The organism is Scytonema millei VB511283, assembly GCF_000817735.3.
Taxonomy (GTDB): Bacteria; Cyanobacteriota; Cyanobacteriia; order Cyanobacteriales; family Chroococcidiopsidaceae; genus Chroococcidiopsis; species Chroococcidiopsis millei_B.
In genome coordinates this window covers 552,249-571,706 of the sequence record NZ_JTJC03000003.1, presented here as the reverse complement: position 1 = coordinate 571,706, position 19,458 = coordinate 552,249, and the positions used below count along the sequence as shown (strand labels likewise).

15 protein-coding genes are annotated in these 19,458 nt (G+C 46.9%); 9 read left to right on the top strand and 6 right to left on the bottom strand.

Going from position 1 to position 19,458, the window contains the following annotated elements:
* Positions 1 to 60 precede the first annotated feature (60 nt).
* The 3 genes from QH73_RS14420 to QH73_RS14410 form a co-directional block, all read right to left on the bottom strand.
* Entirely contained in the window at positions 61 to 1,410 is a 1,350-nt protein-coding gene (locus tag QH73_RS14420) for a class I SAM-dependent methyltransferase (protein WP_132867040.1), read from the bottom strand.
* Between the two features lie 115 nt (positions 1,411 to 1,525).
* Positions 1,526 to 2,710 carry an NAD(P)H-quinone oxidoreductase subunit H gene (locus QH73_RS14415; RefSeq protein ID WP_039713244.1) on the bottom strand — a complete coding sequence of 395 codons (1,185 nt, stop codon included), beginning with the start codon at positions 2,708 to 2,710 and terminating at the stop codon, positions 1,526 to 1,528.
* Between the two features lie 187 nt (positions 2,711 to 2,897).
* Positions 2,898 to 3,515, bottom strand: coding sequence for a PAS domain-containing protein (locus QH73_RS14410; RefSeq protein WP_052289730.1), 618 nt, complete (start codon positions 3,513 to 3,515; stop codon positions 2,898 to 2,900).
* Between the two features lie 215 nt (positions 3,516 to 3,730).
* Here QH73_RS14410 and QH73_RS14405 point away from each other — a divergent pair, with 215 nt between their 5' ends.
* Positions 3,731 to 4,468, top strand: coding sequence for an aspartate/glutamate racemase family protein (locus QH73_RS14405; protein ID WP_039713245.1), 738 nt, complete (start codon positions 3,731 to 3,733; stop codon positions 4,466 to 4,468).
* Positions 4,469 to 4,486: 18 nt separating this feature from the next.
* Here QH73_RS14405 and QH73_RS14400 read toward each other — a convergent pair whose 3' ends face one another.
* A complete protein-coding gene (locus QH73_RS14400) occupies positions 4,487 to 4,888 on the bottom strand; it encodes an allophanate hydrolase-related protein (protein WP_039713246.1) in 402 nt (133 codons plus the stop codon).
* Between the two features lie 114 nt (positions 4,889 to 5,002).
* A complete protein-coding gene (locus QH73_RS14395; RefSeq protein WP_039713247.1) occupies positions 5,003 to 5,719 on the bottom strand; it encodes a GntR family transcriptional regulator in 717 nt (238 codons plus the stop codon).
* 516 nt (positions 5,720 to 6,235) lie between these two features.
* On the opposite strand from QH73_RS14395, the gene QH73_RS14390 reads away from it, so the two are divergent.
* Positions 6,236 to 7,417, top strand: a complete 1,182-nt coding sequence (locus QH73_RS14390) for an ABC transporter ATP-binding protein (protein ID WP_052289731.1) — start codon at positions 6,236 to 6,238, stop codon at positions 7,415 to 7,417.
* 27 nt (positions 7,418 to 7,444) lie between these two features.
* Here the strand turns inward: QH73_RS14390 and QH73_RS14385 are convergent, their stop codons facing one another.
* A complete protein-coding gene (locus QH73_RS14385) occupies positions 7,445 to 7,816 on the bottom strand; it encodes a four helix bundle protein (protein WP_039713248.1) in 372 nt (123 codons plus the stop codon).
* Positions 7,817 to 7,889: 73 nt separating this feature from the next.
* On the opposite strand from QH73_RS14385, the gene QH73_RS14380 reads away from it, so the two are divergent.
* The 7 genes from QH73_RS14380 (at position 7,890) to QH73_RS14350 (ending at position 19,437) form a co-directional block, all read left to right on the top strand.
* Positions 7,890 to 9,173 (top strand): ABC transporter substrate-binding protein, encoded by a 1,284-nt coding sequence (locus tag QH73_RS14380; protein WP_039713249.1) that lies wholly within the window; start codon positions 7,890 to 7,892, stop codon positions 9,171 to 9,173.
* A gap of 51 nt (positions 9,174 to 9,224) precedes the next feature.
* The gene (locus tag QH73_RS14375) at positions 9,225 to 10,079 is read left to right on the top strand and encodes an ABC transporter permease (RefSeq protein WP_039713250.1); all 855 of its coding nucleotides are present in this window, start codon (positions 9,225 to 9,227) and stop codon (positions 10,077 to 10,079) included.
* A gap of 197 nt (positions 10,080 to 10,276) precedes the next feature.
* A complete protein-coding gene (locus QH73_RS14370; protein ID WP_039713251.1) occupies positions 10,277 to 11,092 on the top strand; it encodes an ABC transporter permease in 816 nt (271 codons plus the stop codon).
* Between the two features lie 254 nt (positions 11,093 to 11,346).
* A complete protein-coding gene (mgtE, locus tag QH73_RS14365) occupies positions 11,347 to 12,702 on the top strand; it encodes a magnesium transporter (protein ID WP_039713252.1) in 1,356 nt (451 codons plus the stop codon).
* Positions 12,703 to 12,808: 106 nt separating this feature from the next.
* A complete protein-coding gene (locus QH73_RS14360; protein ID WP_039713253.1) occupies positions 12,809 to 15,148 on the top strand; it encodes a response regulator in 2,340 nt (779 codons plus the stop codon).
* A gap of 67 nt (positions 15,149 to 15,215) precedes the next feature.
* Complete coding sequence (locus tag QH73_RS14355) at positions 15,216 to 19,067, top strand: PAS domain S-box protein (protein WP_039713254.1); 3,852 nt, start codon at positions 15,216 to 15,218, stop codon at positions 19,065 to 19,067.
* A complete protein-coding gene (locus QH73_RS14350) occupies positions 19,057 to 19,437 on the top strand; it encodes a response regulator (RefSeq protein ID WP_132867086.1) in 381 nt (126 codons plus the stop codon). The genes QH73_RS14355 and QH73_RS14350 overlap by 11 nt, the downstream gene beginning before the upstream one ends.
* Positions 19,438 to 19,458 lie beyond the last annotated feature (21 nt).

Below are 19,458 nucleotides of genomic sequence, written 5' to 3'. Positions count from 1 at the left end.
ACCATTGTAAGAGCTATTGATTTAAGATTTCACGTTGTAGAGACGTTACATGTAGCGTCTCTACTTTAACCCCATCAAGGGCTGTGCTACTTCTACCTCAGTGAGTCCCCGGCTTTGAATCAAAACACCAAATCCGCCTAAACCCATAGGATCGAGCAGTTGATGTAGGGCATCACGCCGCCATAGGACTTGCTGTAGCGATTGGCTTGTGGTTTGAGATAGTGCTGCAAGGCGATCGCCCAATCCTAACGCCATCAAAAATAATCCTTGTTGGGTGAACCCTATGGTTCGGAGATCGCAGCGATCGCCCCATCGCTGTAGAGCTGTAAAATCAACGTGAGCGGTGATATCTTGTTGTCCGATATTGATATACGGATCGTTGTGATGGTGGTGTTGATAGTAACACTGTAACGTCCCTTGCGATCGCACTGGATTGTAGTATCGATTGGCAGGATAGCCATAATCAATTGTCAATACATATCCGCGTCGCAACTTCTGAGCTACTGCTTGCAACCAGTCTAAAGCAGCCAAATTTACCTCGCTGCGATATCCATCTGGATAGGTAGAAGAAGTTATATTGATGCCAACCAAGTCGAAATATTCTTGCAGTCTGGGTGTAGATATCTCATCTGTAATTTCTGTAAAAGGAGAGTGGCTAGTGGCTAGTGGCTGGTGACTAGAATTGCTGTTTCCTTGTCCCCCTTGTCTTCCTTGTCCAACGTACACCTCTCGCAGCACACCTCGTTCGATCGTAATTTGATGTACGGGTAGTGCGTCTACTAATTCATTGGAAAAGAAACAGCCAGCGATCGAATTATCTGGGATTTCTTCTAGACTGCACCAGCGGATAGATCCCCCCGCCTGCGGAGAACCCCTTAAAAAGGGGGTTGTAGAGGAAATCTTGCCCCCCTTCTCAAGGGGGGTTGGGGGGATCGCCTCGCCTTGCTCAAGGAGGGTTGTAGAGGAAATCTTACCCCCCTTCTCAAGGGGGGTTGGGGGGATCTTCTGCTGCTGTAACTCTCGCAAAGCAGGAGACTGCTCGACTATGATGTAGTCTAGTACGGCGAAAAACTCTGGATAATGTTGCTCGACGTAATTAATTAAATCTAAAGCCAGAAAACCTTGTCCTGCCCCCATTTCGACCAAAGTAAAGGGCTGAGGTTTTCCTAAAATCTGCCACATTTGAACGAACTGCTCTGCTAGCAACTCGCCAAAATCAGCACCCAGATGAGTAGACGTAAAAAAATCACCCTGCTTGCCCATTTGGACGGCTTTAGTCGTGTAATAGCCGTAAGTAGGGTGATATAGTGCTAAGTCCATAAACTCAGCAAAAGCGATCCGCTGCTGAGAACTTGAGGCGATTCGACGCGCGATCGCCTCCTTCAACTCTAAACTGGAGTCATCTGTCATTTGTCATTTGTATTGATTATTTTTGACTGACGACTTTTGTACGGGCGGGTTCACTAGTTTGCTCTAACTTTGACAAATATTTTAGGTAAACCCGCCCCTACGACTTACGACTTATTTATCGGTCTACCGATCCCATGATGATGTCAATACTACCCAGGATCGTGACGATATCAGCAACCTTCACGCCTCGGAGGATGTGAGGCAGAATTTGCACGTTGTTGAAATCAGCTGCGCGGATTTTCCACCGCCAAGGGAAGACATTATCATCGCCGATAATATAAATGCCTAATTCCCCTTTGCCACTCTCGACACGGACGTAGTGTTCGCCTTTGGGAATCTTGAATGTGGGGGCAACCTTCTTACTGATGTATTGGTAATCAAAACCACTCCATTCAGATTTTGGACCAGCTTGCATCCGCTTGGCTTCTAGGTTTTCGTAGGGTCCACCTGGTAGTCCGGCAATGGCTTGGCGCAGAATTTTCACCGATTCGCGCATTTCCCGAATTCGCACTAAGTAACGCGCAAAGCAATCTCCGGCGGTTTCCCAGTGAACATCCCAGTCGAAGTCGTCGTAGCATTCGTAGTGGTCAACTTTCCGCAAGTCCCACTTTACGCCACTTGCCCGCAGCATGGGACCGGAAAGCCCCCAGTTAATGGCTTCTTCTCTTGTAACCGTGCCTACACCCTCGACACGACGACGGAAAATCGGGTTGTTGGTGATCAGGCGCTCGTATTCGTCTACTTTGAGCATGAAGTAGTCGCAAAAATCGAGACACTTATCGATCCAGCCGTAAGGTAAATCGACGGCTACACCACCAATGCGGAAGTAGTTGTTATTCACCATCCGGTAGCCTGTAGCCGCTTCCCAGAGGTCGTAGATCATCTCGCGTTCGCGGAAGATGTAAAAGAAAGGAGTTTGAGCGCCAACATCAGCCATAAACGGTCCCAACCAAAGTAGGTGGTTGGCGATCCGGTTCAGTTCCAGCATGATGACGCGGATGTAGCTGGCGCGTTTGGGAACGGGAATATCGGCTAATTTTTCGGGGGCGTTGACAGTAACAGCCTCGTTGAACATCCCCGCCGCATAATCCCACCGACTCACGTAAGGAACGTACATGATGTTGGTGCGGTTTTCGGCGATTTTTTCCATTCCTCGGTGCAGGTAGCCGATGACGGGTTCGCAATCGACCACATCTTCGCCATCCAGAGTCACGATCAACCGCATCACGCCATGCATGGAGGGGTGATGTGGTCCCATGTTGAGTACCATGGGTTCTGTTCTGGTTTCTATCCTTGCCATATGTTTAGCGATCGCTCCTTGAGCAGACAGTTATCAGTTATCAGTTATCAGTTATCAGTGACCGCTAACCGCTAACGACTCACCGCTTTTATTGCGTTTCTTTAATAATTATAAGAATTGACGGCTCCGAAAAAGTTTTATAAACCACTGATATTCATAAACTTTGGCAACTGTTGGTATAGATGGTTTAGCTGCCGATCTCCACTTGCTGCTCGTCGGTCTGTCGCAGGCAAATCCGTAAATGACTTGCCGTTCCTTCGCGATCGCGCACGACAGTTGCCGTCAAGAGTGCGTCATAGGGTTCGCAATTGTGGGGTTGGATGCGGACTTGCCAGTTTTGCAGTCGGTCAATTTGATAGCACAGTCGATTGAGTTGAGAACGAAAGGATGAGCGATCGCCTCGTTCGACAAACAAGACAAGTGGTTTGCCAACTAAATATTCTGGCGCTGCATTCAGTAGACTAACAGCAGCACGGTTAGCTTCGAGAATAACTCCCGCAGCATTGGTGACAAAATAGCCATCTGGAGCCAATTCAAATAAATCTTGGTAGCGTTGGCGCTCCTGCTCGACTAAAAATCTAGCTGCTGCCAATTCTTCATTTTGCTGCCGCAGCTCCTCAATAGCAACATAAATCTCTTCTAGAGAACAACTGAGTTCTCTAAAAGATTCTGCCAGTAACTCGGCTGGCGACCAAGCTGGTTCTTTTGCACGAATATACAAATTTTCTAAGCGACGGCACATTGCTTCTAACTGCATCGTTAGCTCGCCCGTGTTCTCAGCAAACTTATTTGGATTGATGGGCATAGTCTGCAAGAATAGCAATTTTTCTACAACACTTTAACTCTCAAGTATGACATTTGCTATGGAAAGCAAAAAAAACAACAACTTCTGACTTCCTATCTCAATACTTTTCGGTTAAAACAAGATCCCCCTAACCCTTCCTGATAAAGGGAGAATGAGAGAAAGTTGCACATTGGACAAAAATCTCCAGAAACCCGCCCTTTCCATGCAGCAAAATCATGAAAATCAAAGTCATCAACCCTAATACCACAGCTAGCATGACCCAAAAAATCGCGTTAGCAGCAAAAGCCGTCGCCAGTCCTGACACTGAGATTATTGCTTGCAACCCAACTATGGGACCAGTTTCAATCGAAGGACATTATGATGAAGCACTCAGCGTAGTTGGCTTGCTTGAAGAAATTCACCAAGGAGAAGCGACGGGGGTAGATGGTTATGTCATCGCTTGTTTTGGCGATCCTGGCTTGTTGGCTGCCCGCGAACTGGCAAGGGGTCCCGTCCTCGGGATTGCGGAAGCGGCGATGCACGCTGCGAGTTTTGTGGCTACTGGATTTTCCATCGTTACCACCCTCAAACGCACGCGAGTCATTGCTCAGCAATTAGCAGAAAACTACGGTATGAGTCGCTTTTGTCGTAATATTCGCGCGATCGATCTCCCCGTGTTGGAATTGGAAATTGTAGGATCTCTAGCTCGTAAGGCAATTATTCAAGAGTGTAAATCTGCCCTAGCTGAAGATGACTGCGGGGCGATCGTTTTAGGATGTGGTGGTATGGCTGATTTATCTGCTGAAATCAGCGGCGAGATTGGTATTCCCGTCATTGATGGTGTTACTGCTGCTGTCAAATTTGTAGAAGCTTTGGTAAGTTTGGGTTTAAGGACTAGCAAAGTTGGCGATCTAGCATATCCCATTCCTAAGCCTTATACTGGTATGCTTGCCCCTTTTGCTCCCAAACAGTAACAGCGATCGCATTTAATTTTAACTTTCAGTCAAACTAGCCTTGTAAGCAGCCCACCCACCAAGATGCGAAATATCAGTCCAATTGTATTTTTCAATTAATTCTTGCGGATAAAGAAATGCTGTCAAGACTTCTCCATCCTCTAGAACAATATCGCTTGCATACATATTCGGTGGCTCATTTGCCGACAAATATTCAAACTGCTCTTTCGTCATTTCATAGACTTCCCCAGGAATAGAAATTCCACCTTCTGCTACTTCATAAATCGCCGGATGCCAACCGTCACCAGCAGCATGAAGGCGATAGCGGGGTTGAGTTGCTGTTGTTTTGACAAACTTTGCTGACTGAAGATTTTGATGATCTGGTTGTCCGCGCAATGCCGAACCACAAATAAAAACTTTCTTCATACCTGAGTTAGTCATAGTTGGTAGTTGGTAGTTGGTAGTTGGTAGTTGGTAGTTGGTTATTGTTGGTCAGAGATTCCCTGTTCCCTGTTCCCTGTTCCCTGTTCCTTGTTCCCTGATAACTGTCAACTGTCAACTGTCAACTGATTTCTGTAATTGCTCGACTTCCTGTACGACTCGCGCTTTACTTGCTTTTAAGTGGGCAACCATTGCCTCAACTGCTGCTTTTTCATCTCGCTGCTGTATGGGTTGGTAAATTTGTCGATGTTCTGTACGAATTTCTAATACATCGGGGTTATGTTTGGTTGTTTGAATTCTCAACAGTTGCATTTGATCGAAGACTCGATCTAACAGGGAGACAAGCCAGGGATTGCCGGAACTCTGCGCTAATAACCGATGAAAACGGTAGTCAATATCTAATAAGCGAAAGCTAGTCAGTTGTGTAGGTTTACTATTCACTAACTTTTCTGCTTGCTCAACCATGCTTTCAAGTTCTTGCAGTTGCATTTCTGTCGCATGGTGACAGGCTCCTCTGACAGATAATTCTTCTAATGCAATTCGACAATCATATAATTGCATTGCGTCCACAATTGAGATCGTCGCAACCCGCAGGACTCCATCTAGGTCGCTTGTCGCTAGATTTTCATGCTGAAGTAAGCGAATTGCTTCTCGGATCGGCGTTCGACTTACCTGAAGCTTGTTCGCTAATTTGGTTTCTACTAGTCGCTCTCCTGGTGCTAGTTCCCCTGAGAGTATGGCATTCCGCAACGCCTGATATGCTTGTTCTTGTAGCGATCGCTGTCGCTGGAGCGACTGAGGAGACAGGGACAAAGCGGGACTCCTTAGCATCTGTCTGAAGAGGGATATTTGAGCTATTCCTATTTTATGTTTTTGACGGCACGATCTCCCTTAACTGTCGTTGTATATGTCATTAAGATGGAAGTCAGGGGATTGGAGCCAGAATGAATTTTGTGCGGCTAGCTCCTGACCTCTTCCTTATTTCTGCATACAGTATACAATTTTTCTCTGAGCGAGCGCGAGTTTTTGCTAGCGATCGCCACCCTCAATGATTAAATAGACATCTTCGATTGTCGAGATCCTTTGCCTGAGATAGACATACCCTTTCTATTAGGGAAGATTGTAGTCCAACATACAGTTTATTTTTTCAATTTATTCTTATATATCATCGTATACAGCATACACGGTTTTTAGCTCGGCTTCTGAGTCCAAACATGCATACCTGCTGACGAGTAAAGCGCACTGTCAGAGCAAAATTATCAGAGCGACCTAATGTTATAGCTTTCCTATATTCGCCCGTTCGCAGCAGATTTAAGTCAAGCTAGCAATTGCAATACAGAACTAATCATGACAACAACTGGAGTTAGACAAGAATTCCTCCAAACGAGTTCAGCAACGCAACAAGCCTTAGCTGATGCGGCAGCTGGCGTATCGTTGCGATCGGTGACGAAGAAATACGGCTCGTTTACAGCAGTTGAAAATTTGACTTTAGATATTCCTGCCGGAAACTACTGCTGTTTATTAGGTCCGAGTGGATGTGGCAAAACTACGGCACTGAGAACGATCGCCGGACATGAAGAAGTAACCAGTGGAGATATTTTAATTGGCGATCGCCGCGTCAACGACATTCCAGCAGCGAAACGCAATACTTCGATGATGTTCCAAAGCTATGCCTTGTTTCCACATAAAAGCATTTGGGAAAACGTCGAATTTGGCTTGAAAATGCGGAAACTCCCAGAACAAGAACGCCGTACCAGAGTGGGGGAAATGCTAGAAATGGTGGGTTTAAGCCATGTAGCCGAGCGTAAGCCAAATATGCTCAGCGGTGGACAACAGCAACGAATTGCACTAGCGAGAGCTTTAGCCACCCGTCCCCAAGTGTTAATGTTGGACGAACCTTTAAGCGCCTTGGATGAAAACTTAAGAGTCAGGATGCGGACGGAGTTACGCCGAATTCAGAAACAATTTGGCATGACCTTCATTCAGGTAACTCACCACGTCGAAGAAGCTTTTTCTCTCTCTGATATGGTGGTGGTGATGACCCACGGACGCATAGATCAAGTTGCCACACCTTCAGAACTTTTCAACACTCCCGCTTCTCAATTTGTGGCTAAATTTATGGGAGACAACAATATCTTTACAGGTAAAGTTGTCAACAGCGTTACAGATACGAGTTTGGATTTAATTCAACTAGAAGTAGAAGGAATTGGTTCGCTATTTTGTCGCGGTTATGCTGCACCAGTAGGCTCTACAGCAGCGTGTTCGATCCGTCCCGATTTAATGCAGATCGAGCCTCATTCACCTACTGTTCCTATTCAGTCTTCTCTCGCTGCCAATCAAATTACGGCTCGGATTGTCGCTGTAGAAATGACGGGTTTTGTGACGCGAGTTTCCTTGATGGCAGAAGCTACAGGGCAAGAAATATTATACAAAGCCCGTACAACTGATTGGGATGCAAACGCACTTGCAGAAGGGCAATTAGTTGTACTCAGTTGGTCGAAAGATAACTGCGTTTTCTTGGCTGCATAAAAAAAGTCAAAAGTCAAAAGTCAAAAGTCAAAAGGGCTTTTTTCTATTGGCTTTGGACTTGATGATGATGGCAGCGATGATGTTCATTAGTTCATTTACCTCATTTAGTAAAGATAACAATCTTCTTTCGGGGACAATGGCAGTAGCAATAATTAGTTTGAGCCAATACCTAGTTTCTCTAGCTTCTTTTAAGGCGATTTCTAGTTTGTGGACGAAATCAGCAGTACTCTGTGCTGCTCTGGATTCCTCAACATTTGCTCCTACAGAAGTTCCCGATCGAATAAGTTGCTTTGATATCTCCCTTGCTCCTCCCGATTTTTTATTCAAAAAACTGCAAAGCTTAACTCTCCGAACAGCGAACTGAAAAGCGCGATCGCAAATATCAACAGGCGGTGTCATATCATGCAAAAAGTGGCGATCGCGCCATCTTAACTTTTGACTTTTAACTTTTGACTTTTGACTTTGTAAAGTTATGGCGAAAATTAGTCGGCGCAAGCTGCTTAAAACAGGTTTGGCAGCAGGAGGAACTGCGATCGCGGCTGCTAGTTGTTCCAACCGTGGTCCAACAGTTATTACTAACAAACTTCAAGATGTGACGCTGCGATTAATTGGCACGGGTGCGGCACAAATTAATGATATTCGCGTCCAAGCCGAGAAAGATTTGGGTTTTAAAATTCAAATGCGGGCGTTGAGTACGGCAGAAAATATTCAAATTGCCATTACTCAACCCAAACAATACGATATTTTTGACGGTGAATATTTTGCCCTACCATTAGTCGCTCCTTCTGGCAATCTTCAGGCAATTGATACTAGAAAAATCAAAGAATTCGATAAAATTACACCGATCTTCACGACTGGAGAATTGTATCCAGGGGCAAGGGTTAACGCCTCTCAGGGAACGGCTCCACGCAAAGTCATGTTTTTAAAGGGAAAAGATTCGACTGAGTTTGCTTCAGAACCGACTGACTGGGCGACGATGATTCCATTTCAGTACAACGCCGATACGTTGGGATATCGTCCTGATTTAGTCGGTAAGAAAATTGAATCTTGGGCAGATTTATTTGACCCTCAATTTAAAGGAAAAACATCTCTGCTCGATATTCCTTCCATTGGCATTATGGATGCAGCAATGGTAATGGAAGCAACGGGACAGATGAAGTTTGGCGACAAAGGTAACATGACCAGGGAAGAACTCGACAAGGTGACAAACCTATTAATCGAGCAAAAGCAAGCAGGTCAATTTCGTGCCTTTTGGAAGACCTTTGATGAGTCTGTCAACTTGATGTCATCTGGGGAAGTGGTGCTGCAATCGATGTGGTCGCCTGCGGTAACTGCTGTGAGAGCAAGGGGAATCCCTTGCGTTTATGCACCCTTGAAGGAAGGCTATCGCGGTTGGGGTGGTGGTTTGGGTTTGTCGAAGAATCTTTCGGGAATCAAATTAGACGCTGCTTACGAATATCTCAACTGGATGTTAGACGGTTGGGTAGGGGGATTCCTCTCGCGTCAAGGTTACTACAGTGCTGCTCCCCAAAACGCCAGAAAGTTTATGAAGCCAGAAGAATGGAACTTTTGGTATGAAGGAAAACCTGCCGCGATCGACATTATCGATCCCTTTGGTAAAAAGATCGAGTCTAAAGGTGCGGTGCGCGATGGTGGTTCGTTTACAGAACGGATGGGTAACGTCGTCTGCTGGAACTCCTTCATGCAGCAGCAAGTTTATCTCGTCTACAAGTGGACTGAGTTTATTGTGGCGTAATCAGTTATCAGTTATCAGTGACCAGTTATCAGTTATCACGCACCACTTCCTATGAATAGCTCAAAAACTTTCCGCAATTATTTGTTGGTAGCTCCGCAAACTCTGGTGTTTGTCTTGTTTCTGGTGCTGCCAATTATCGCGATCGCAATTGTCAGTTTTTGGAATTTTAATGGCTTTGCGATGACCCCAGGATTCACTTTAAATAACTATCTGGGGATTTTTAGTTCGAGAGTTTACTTGTCAACTTATCTGAATACTTTTAAGTTTGCCTTTCTGGTTTGGCTATTTTGTTTACTGATTAGCTATCCGGTTGCTTACTTTTTGGCTTTTCACGTTAAAAGTCCCAAGTGGCAAACAATTTTATTTTTAATTTGTACCGTTCCCTTTCTGACCTCAAATATTATTCGGATGATTTCTTGGATTCCGTTTTTAGGTAGAGAAGGATTGATTAATCAGGCATTAATGGGATTAGGTATCACTAATCAGCCAGTGGAGATTTTTCTGTTTTCCGATTTTTCTGTCATTCTGGCAATGGTGCATCTCTACTGCTTATTTATGGTTGCACCAATCTTTAATAGCATGATGCGGATCGATCGCTCTTTAGTGACGGCTGCTGAGGATCTGGGGTCTTCTCCATTTCAAATTCAAAAGGAAATTATTCTACCTTTATCTGCTTCGGGAATTGCGATCGGTTCGATTTTTGTGGTGACGTTAGTGATGGGAGAATTTGCCACAATGCGGATTATGAGTGGTGGTAAGTCTTCTTCTGTGGGCTATTTAATTAAGAACCAACTCGATAGCTTGCAGTATCCCCTAGCAGCAGCAAATGCGGTTGTTTTGTTGATTGTTACGCTGATAATTGTCTTTGCAATTTTGCGCGTAGTTGATATTCGCAAAGAGTTATAAAAGGTTAGGTATTCGTAGGGGCGGGTTTGTTTTCAAATGTCACCGAGCTAGGGCAGAATTTGTTGTTTAAACCCGCCCCTACATCCGTCAGTTAATCGTAGGGGCGGGTTTAGCCGAAATCTGAGTCAGAGCCAAAATTTATTGGTGAACCCGCCCGTACACAAGTCAAAATTGAAAGCAGCACTTGAGTTATAAGTATGGCAGAAAAAAAACGATCGCTTTCATATTATCTGCTAGCAGGATTTTTCGGATTATTTGTTTTATTCCTTTATGGTCCGATGTCTGCTATTTTTCTCTTATCTTTGCAGGGACCCGAAGGACAGTTAACTTTCCCGATGCGGGGTTTTAGTTTTCATTGGCTCAAAGCAGTATTTGAACCGCAGCGGGTAGGGAATTTTGTGGATGGATTCGGGCGATCGCTTTGGCTGGGATTAATTGTCATGCTAATCACAGTTGTCTTTAGCGTGATGGCGGGGCTAGCGTTTCGTCGGAAGTTTTTTGGCTCAAATTTGATTTTTTACCTGACAATTTCTAGCTTGATAGTTCCTAGTATTTTAGTCTCATTAGGGATTGGCATTTTGTTTAGTATAGTTGGGTTAGATAATCAGTGGTATTCTTCAGCGCTTGCCGGACATTTAACCTGGACGTTACCTTTTGCCTTCTTAATTATGCTAGGAATATTCGGTCGTTTTAACCCCTCCTATGAAGAAGCTGCCCGCGATTTAGGAGCGAGTGACACGACAACATTTTGGCAAATTGTCTTTCCTCTGATTGCCTCTAGCGTCATTGGTGTAGGGTTGCTAGGATTTACACTTTCCTACGATGAATTTACCCGCACGTCATTGATTTCTGGGGAGACTAACACCTTACCATTGGAAATTTTTGGCATGACAACAAATGTCACTTCTCCCGCACTCTATGCCTTGGGAACATTGACAACTTTATTTTCTTTTGGTTTGATTGCGATCGCGTTAGTGGCAATTAATTCCCTATCTCGACAGCAAACAAGGTAAATTCAGAATCGCAAATCGGGCAAGATAATATTACAACCAGCGAGATCCGCAAATGTTTCGGTCATTTTTAGCTTGGACTCCCGAAAGCACCACTTGCAGGTTACGATTAAACGTAGCGATTCCCACAACGGGTATCGATGTTGAATTGCTCCAATTTTATGGACACGGATCGAAGTCCATCCCCCCACAGTACCATGCTCCTCTGAGCTGAGCGCACTAGTCTCTCAGAGCAGGGGAGACTAAGGAGGCGTTTTATGCTCACTCAAGAAGGACGTGTTGCCCTCACTGATATTACCGATCTCAATTTACTTAAAGCAGAATTGAACCGTTTGCCCCCTGTTGATGCAGGGGATTATATTGCGGAACTTTCGCCTCAACAACAGGCGATCGCTTTTCGGTTACTGAATAAGAATCAGGCGATCGCTGTATTTGAATACTTACCTCAAGAAGTGCAGGAAGAATTAATCGGTTCTCTGCACGATGCCCAGGTATTTCACCTGGTAGAATCAATGAGTCCTGACGACAGGGCAGAATTGTTTGACGAGTTACCTGCTGGTGTTGTCAAGCGGTTGTTACAGCAACTCAGCACCGAAGAACGACAGGCAACAGCAACGATTTTAGGCTATCCCGAAGGTACGGCGGGACGGGTGATGACGACGGAATACGTCCGCCTGCGTCAAGGTTTAACTGTAGGAGAAGCCTTAAATAAGATTCGACGCAATGACGAAGACAAGGAAACGATTTACTACGCTTACGTTACAGACGACAATCGCAAACTGGTGAGCGTGGTTTCCTTACGACAATTATTATTTACTATTCCTGATGTTCTCATTCGCGAGATTGCCAGTCAGCGTGTCGTGCGAGTCAGAACTGATACACCTCAAGCAGAAGCCGCCCAGTTGATGAAACGCTACGACTTGATCGCCATACCTGTTGTAGATCGGGAGGATCGCTTGGTCGGAATTATTACCGTTGATGACGTGGTAGATATTTTAGAAGAAGAAGCTACGGCAGATATTCAAAAATTAGCAGGGGTTAGCGGTGGTGACGAAGCGGCTTTGTCTCCTCCCCAGGTGACGATCCGCAAGCGATTGCCTTGGCTGTTGGCGAATATTGGGTTGTACGTAGGGGCTGCTAGTGCGATCGCGCCTTTTCAACAGGTGATTTCTGTTGTTCCCGTATTAGCCGTAATTATGCCGATTTTGTCTAACACTAGCGGCAATGTGGCGATACAAGCTTTGTCGGTGACGGTACGCGGGTTGGGTGTAGGCGAAGTGACACCTCTAGATACGTTAAAAATTCTCCGTAAAGAGATCTTGGCTGGGCTAGGAACAGCCTTAGCTTTGGCGATCGCTTTGGGGATTCTTTCCTTAATTTGGTCGCCACCCCAAGAACGCTGGGTAGCAATTGTAGCTGCTTCGGTGATGGCAATTAACGTATTTGTAGCGGCAAGTTTAGGAACAATGCTACCGATGGGATTAAAGCGATTGAAACTCGATCCGGCATTGATCAGCGGTCCCCTACTCACGACTATCCTCGATGCCGTTGGGTTCTTAACCTTCCTCTCACTAATTTCTCTCGCCTTGAAAATAGCAAGCAAACAGGCGTAGGATAGGCTTAAATTCGATCGCGCAGTCCAGCGAGTTACTATTAGTATTGTCGATACTTCCTACCTGCTGCGGTTGATTCTAATAGATTTTGCGGTGACTAACCGCTATGAGAATCTTACTAATTGAGGATGATGAACTTGTTGCCAAGGCTTTAGCTAAAGCTCTCGCCGGTCAACACTACGCTATCGATCTCGCCACCGACGGTCAGGCAGGGTGGGAACTATTAGTCGCATGTAAGTACGACTTAATTCTATTGGATGTCATGTTGCCCAAGCTAGATGGCATTACCCTTTGTCGGCGGTTGCGATCGCAAGGCGATCGCACTCCAATTATCTTAGTCACTGCTAAAGATAACAGCACGAGTAAAGTTCATGGTTTAGATGCTGGGGCAGATGACTACATTACTAAACCCGTTGACTTAGCAGAATTATCGGCTCGGATTCGGGCTTTACTGCGACGAGGTGATTTTGCCGCACCCCCTGTATTGGAGTGGGGCGACCTACGCCTCGATCCGAGTATATGTAAAGTCAGCTACAGTAACCAGCCAATCGATTTGACTCCAAAAGAATACGGACTACTAGAACTTTTCCTCCGCAATCGCCATCGCGTATTTAGTTGTGGGGTAATTCTCGATCGCCTGTGGTCTTATGACGAAGAAACTCCAAGTGAGGATACAGTGAGGTCTCACATCAAGGGGTTAAGGATGAAACTGCGAGCGGCAGGAGTGCTAGACGATCCAGTTGAGACTGTCTACGGCATTGGTTACCGCCTCAAATCGGCAGAACAGACAAAAGCTAAAAACACAAGCAAAGTTAGGAAAAAAGCAGCTCGTCTCTCACCGGAACAAGAACAGCAGACGCTTACAGGGGTGGCAAGAGTTTGGGAACGAGTCAAAGAAAAGTTTATTCGGCGAGTCGCCACAATCGAGCAAGCGATCGCTTTACTGCAACAGCGATCGCTGGACGAGCAATTGCGGCATCAGGCAGAGCAGGAGGCGCACAAGCTAGCAGGTTCGCTGGGAATGTACGGCTTTGCCTTGGGTTCTCGTCTCGCTCGGCAAATCGAAAACTTGCTGCAAGCTGGGGTCTCGATCGCTCCAGAGCAAGCGCGGCAGTTGTCCGAACTCGTTGCGGCACTGCACCGAGAATTGCAACGTTCAACCGTGCAGACTCCAGAACTACAGTCGATAGATGAATCCCCCTGGCTATTGATCGTAGAGCCAGACCGCTCGTTGTCTGAAGGTTTGGTCATGGAGGCAACTAGTAGGGGAATGCGCGGCGAAATAGCGACAGACCTAGTTGCAATCGAGGAGCGACTCAAAGCGCGATCGCGTCCTGATGCGGTGCTACTAGACTTTTCCGCTGATACGGCTCAAGCGGGCGTAAAATTGCTAACAGAGCTGAATGCTTTTACTCCACCCGTGCCAGCGCTAATTCTCACAGACCGAGATAGCTTACTCGATCGCGTTACTGTGGCTCGCTTGGGCGGACGCGGGTTTTTACACAAGTTCTTGCCTCCAGCACGGGTTCTCGATGCCGTGACGCAAATGTTGCAGCGCTGTCGTACTGCCACAGCAAGGATTCTAGCTGTAGACGATGACCCGCAGGTATTGCAAGCCCTACACGCTTTACTAGAGCCTTGGGGCATCAAACTCTCGACCGTCAACAATCCCATGCAGTTCTGGGACACTTTGGAAGCTGTAGCACCAGATTTACTCATACTTGATGTAGAAATGCCGCAGATTAGTGGAATTGAGCTTTGCCAAGTTGCCCGCAACGACCCGCGCTGGAGCGGTCTGCCAATTCTGTTTCTGACCGCGCACGCGGATGCTGAAACAATGCAACGCATATTTGCCGCAGGTGCTGACGATTATGTTAACAAACCGATAGTTGGCCCGGAACTGATCGGCCGCATTCTCAATCGGCTAGAGCGATCGCGTTTATTACAGAATCTCGCTCAAACCGATGCTCTGACTAAGGTTGCCAATCGCCGCCAGTCAACCCAAGAGTTATCCCAACTGCTGCGCTTAGCCCAGTTGCACGATCGCCCGTTGTGCTTCGCTATTCTAGACTTAGATCGTCTCAAGCAGATTAACGACCGCTACGGTCATGCAGTCGGAGACGAAATACTGTCTCGCTTGGGAGAGCTGCTGCGACGAACTTTCCAAAGTGAAGATGTTGTAGGTCGATGGGGGGGCGCAGAGTTCGTTGTCGGGATGTATGGGATGACGGCGAGCGATGGAGTGCGGCGGCTGGTTGAAGTCCTGGTTAACTTGCGTCAGCAACAATTTACCGTTCCCGATCGCGAGCAATTGACCGTGACTTTTAGTGCTGGTGTCGTCCAGTATCCCCAGGACGGTTCCGACTTGCAAGCGCTATATCAAGCCGCTGGTATTGTCTTACAGCAAGCTAAAATCGCGGGAGGCGATCGCGTACTCAGTTGTTGAGTAAGTTTACCCGTTGGGGCAAGCTGAAGAAGCTGGGAGAGTCAAGAGAAGTCGGGGAAGGAATGTTATGAAAGCTCCATTACCTGAAGATGAAGCGGCAAGACTGGAAGCTCTACGCCAATACCAAATTCTGGACACTGCCCCAGAAGTGGCTTTTGATGACATTACTCGGCTAGCAGCACAGATCTGCAACACTCCTATTGCCCTGGTTAGCCTAATTGACGATTGCCGCCAGTGGTTCAAGTCAAGAGTGGGATTGGAGGCAACGGAAACACCTCGCGATCTCGCATTTTGCGCCCATGCTATTTTGCAACCTAACGATGTTTTAATTGTCCCAGACACGCTAGAAGATGAACGATTTGCCATAAATCCCCTAGTGACTTCCGTGCCTCACATTCGATTTTATGCTGGCGCGCCGTTGCTTACCCCTGAGGGGTATCCACTGGGAACCCTATGTGTTATCGATCGCGTTCCACGACGGTTGAGCGATGCTCAGGTAGAGGCACTAAGCATTCTAAGTCACCAAATCATCGCTCAGCTAGAACTGCGACGGAATTTAGCAGGATCGACGAAACTCAATGCTCGATTGCGAGCTGAAATCAGCGATCGCCAGCGGGTTGAAGCGGAACGAGAGCAACTTTTGGTTCGCGAACAAACAGCACGGACTGAAGCAGAAACAGCCCGCAACAGAGTGACAAACATTCTAGAAAGTATCACCGATGCGTTTTTTGCTTTGGATAGTGAGTGGCGATTTACCTACTTGAACGATCGAGCAGAGCAACTTTTACAGCGATCGCGCGATCGCTTGCTAGGACAAAATATTTGGTCAGAGTTTCCTGAAGCCGTAAATTCTAATTTTTACCAAAAGTATCACCAAGCAAGAACGCAGCAAGTTAGTGTCGAATTTGAAGAGTTCTATCCGCCGCTTCACACATGGTTTGCCGTCCACGCCTATCCTTCTGAAGACGGATTGTCTGTTTATTTCAATGACATTACAGGGCCCAAAGCAGCAGAGGATAAGCTAAAACAGACAACATTGCTGCAACAGGCAATTTTAGAGAGCGCCAACTACACGATTATTTCTACCAGTGCTGACGGTACAATTTGCACCTTCAACTCCACTGCCGAGCGCTGGTTGGGATATGCTGCCTCTGAAGTTGTTAACAAAACCACGCCCGCACTCATTCACGACTGGAACGAAATCGTCCAACGGGCGCAGGAATTATCGCAGGAGATGGGAGTACCGATTGAGCCTGGATTTGAGGTTTTTGTTGCCAAGGCACGGCGCGGAGAGCCAGACGAGTGCGAATGGACTTACATCCGCAAAGACGGCAGCCGCTTTCCAGTACTTCTATCGGTGACGCGCTTGGTAGATGCAGCAGGTAATCTTACCGGATTTCTCGGCATTGGCAGCGACATTACAGAACGCAAGCGCTCGGAAAGGGAATTACAACGCCAGAATTTGCGCTTGCAACTGTTTGCCGAAGTCTCGCTGAAGATCCGTCAGTCTTTGCAGTTGGAAGAAATTCTCCAAACTGCCGTTACAGAAGTGCAAAGAATTCTCCAGGTAGATCGAGTACTAGTCTATCAGTTACGGTCGGATGGCTCTGGCACCGTCGTGCAAGAAGCGGTAGTACTTGGCTGCATGGCAATTTTGGGACGGAAGATTGTTGACCATTGCTTTCAACAAGAGTATTTGGAACTTTACCGACGCGGGCGGATTAGCGCGATCGCTGATATCGAACAGGCTGACATCCAACTTTGCCATGTGGAATTTTTGCGGCAGTTTGATGTCAAGGCAAACTTGGTAGTACCGATTCTGCTGCGGGAAGACCTTTGGGGTTTATTAATTGCACATCATTGTACTGCCCCCCGACAGTGGACGAGTTTTGAACTGGAGCTGCTGCAACATCTAGCCAACCAAATCGGCATTGCGATCGCCCAATCTCAACTCCTAGAACAAGAAATCCGGCAACGCCAAGAACTGCACGCCATGAGTCGGGCGCTGGAAAGTGCAGTCGAGGGCATCTCGCGACTGGATACACAGGGACGCTATATCATGGTTAACCCAGCCTATGCCAGCATGGTGGGCTACCAACCAGAAGAAATAATTGGTATGGAGTGGCAGATGACCGTCCACCCCGAAGACCGAGAAAAAATGCAGGCTGCTTATCAAAAGATGCTGCTACAAGGCAAGGTAGAAGTTGAAGCCAGGGCGCTGCGTAAAGATGGCTCGGTCTTCGACAAGCAACTCGTCATGGTTACAGAATACGACCAACAGCAGCAATTCATCGGTCATTACTGCTTTATGAAAGACATTAGCGATCGCCGAGAAATCGAGCGGATCAAAGATGAGTTCGTCTCGGTGGTGAGCCACGAACTGCGGACACCTCTAACTTCGATTCGCGGCGCTTTAGGTCTTTTAGCTAGTGGCGTACTGCACCTCAATCCTGAAAAGGCGCAACGCATGTTAGATATTGCCGTCAATAATACCGATCGGTTAATCCGCCTGATCAATGACATCTTGGATATCGAGCGCATCGAGTCAGGCAAAGTTACCATGAACAAACAAGCTTGCGATGCTGCTTCCCTAATGAGCCAGGCGATCGAAATCGTGCGTCCCCTGGCAGAGAAAGCAGAAATCCGTTTATCCGTCTCTCCAATCTCTGCTCAACTATGGGCTGACGGCGATCGCATCATTCAAGTCTTCACCAACCTACTCAGCAATGCGATTAAATTCTCACCCCCAGGATCTACCGTATGGCTCAGCGCCGAATTATGGAGTCGGGAGTCGGGAGCAGAGGAGCAGAACCAGCAATTCAATTCACTCACCACGCACCACTTACCACGCACCACTCCCGACATCACCTTCCAAGTCAAAGACACGGGACGAGGTATTCCAGAGGATAAGCTCGAAATTATCTTTGGACGCTTTCAGCAGGTAGATGCCTCTGACTCGCGGAAAAAAGGAGGAACTGGCTTGGGTTTAGCCATCTGTCGCAATATCGTGCAGCGTCATGGGGGGCAAATTTGGGTGACTAGCACTCTTGGCGCAGGCAGTACTTTTTACTTTACCCTGCCTATTTTCCAGGCTACACCACATGCTGGAGCGGAAATCTCAACCGCTACCTCACTCCATACCCCTTACTCCCCACCCTTGATTTTGGTATGCGATGACGATCCCTCTGTCCGCACTGTAGTGCAAGCCATACTCGAACAGGGAGGATACCGAGCGATAACAGTAGCTTCTGGACAGGAGGCAGTCTTGGAGGCAGCTCAACAGCATCCTGATGCGATCCTCCTCAACTTAATGATGCCAGAGATGAACGGCTGGGAAACTTTAGCAGCGCTAAAAGCACAAGCAAAGACAAAAGATATTCCGGTCACGATCCTCAGCGGCTTATTGCCAGATGCATCACCTCATCCAGGGGTGAGCGATTGGATTGTTAAACCTCCAGATGAGCGATCGCTGTTCCAAGCTTTGGGTCGAGCCTTAACTGGACGCGATCGCAGTATCAAAGTCTTGATAGTAGAGGATGAAATCGATCTGGCACGAGTGCTAATTGCTATGTTTGAACGCTATGGCATTGAAACTTTCCATGCCCAGACAGGTAGAGAAGCGATTCAACTCAGTCAAGATATTATTCCTGACTTGCTGGTACTCGATCTGTTCGTGCCGGAAGGCGATGGCTTTGTCATAGTAGATTGGCTGCGACAGCATAACCGTTTGTGCCAAGTACCCCTAGTTGTCTACAGCGCTAAAGATCTGAACGATACCGATCGCGAACGATTGAAGCTAGGACAAACTCTATTCCTCACCAAAGGACGAATTCAACCAGAGGAATTTGAGCGGCGAGTCATTGGCTTGCTTAATCGCATTATTTACCATCGGGAGGGAAATAGCGATGGTGGCAGCTAAGCGTATCCTGATTATTGATGACGAAGACGATATTCGAGAGGTAGCCCAACTCAGTTTGGAAGCAGTAGGTGGCTGGGAAGTTGCAACCGCAGCTTCAGGAATGGAAGGATTGGAGAAAGCGGCAGCCGAACAGCCAGATGCTATTCTCTTGGATGTCATGATGCCCGATATGGATGGCATTGCTACTTTTCAACAACTGCAAGCTAACCCTGCAACTGGGCATATTCCAGTCATTTTACTTACGGCGAAGGTACAATCTGCCGATCGGCAGCGCTTCGCCCAACTCGGCATGACAGCAGCGATCGACAAACCTTTCGATCCAATGGAATTAGCCGATCGAGTGACAGAAATCTTGGGCTGGAATTGTTAAAAAAATCTTTTCCCTCTCCAC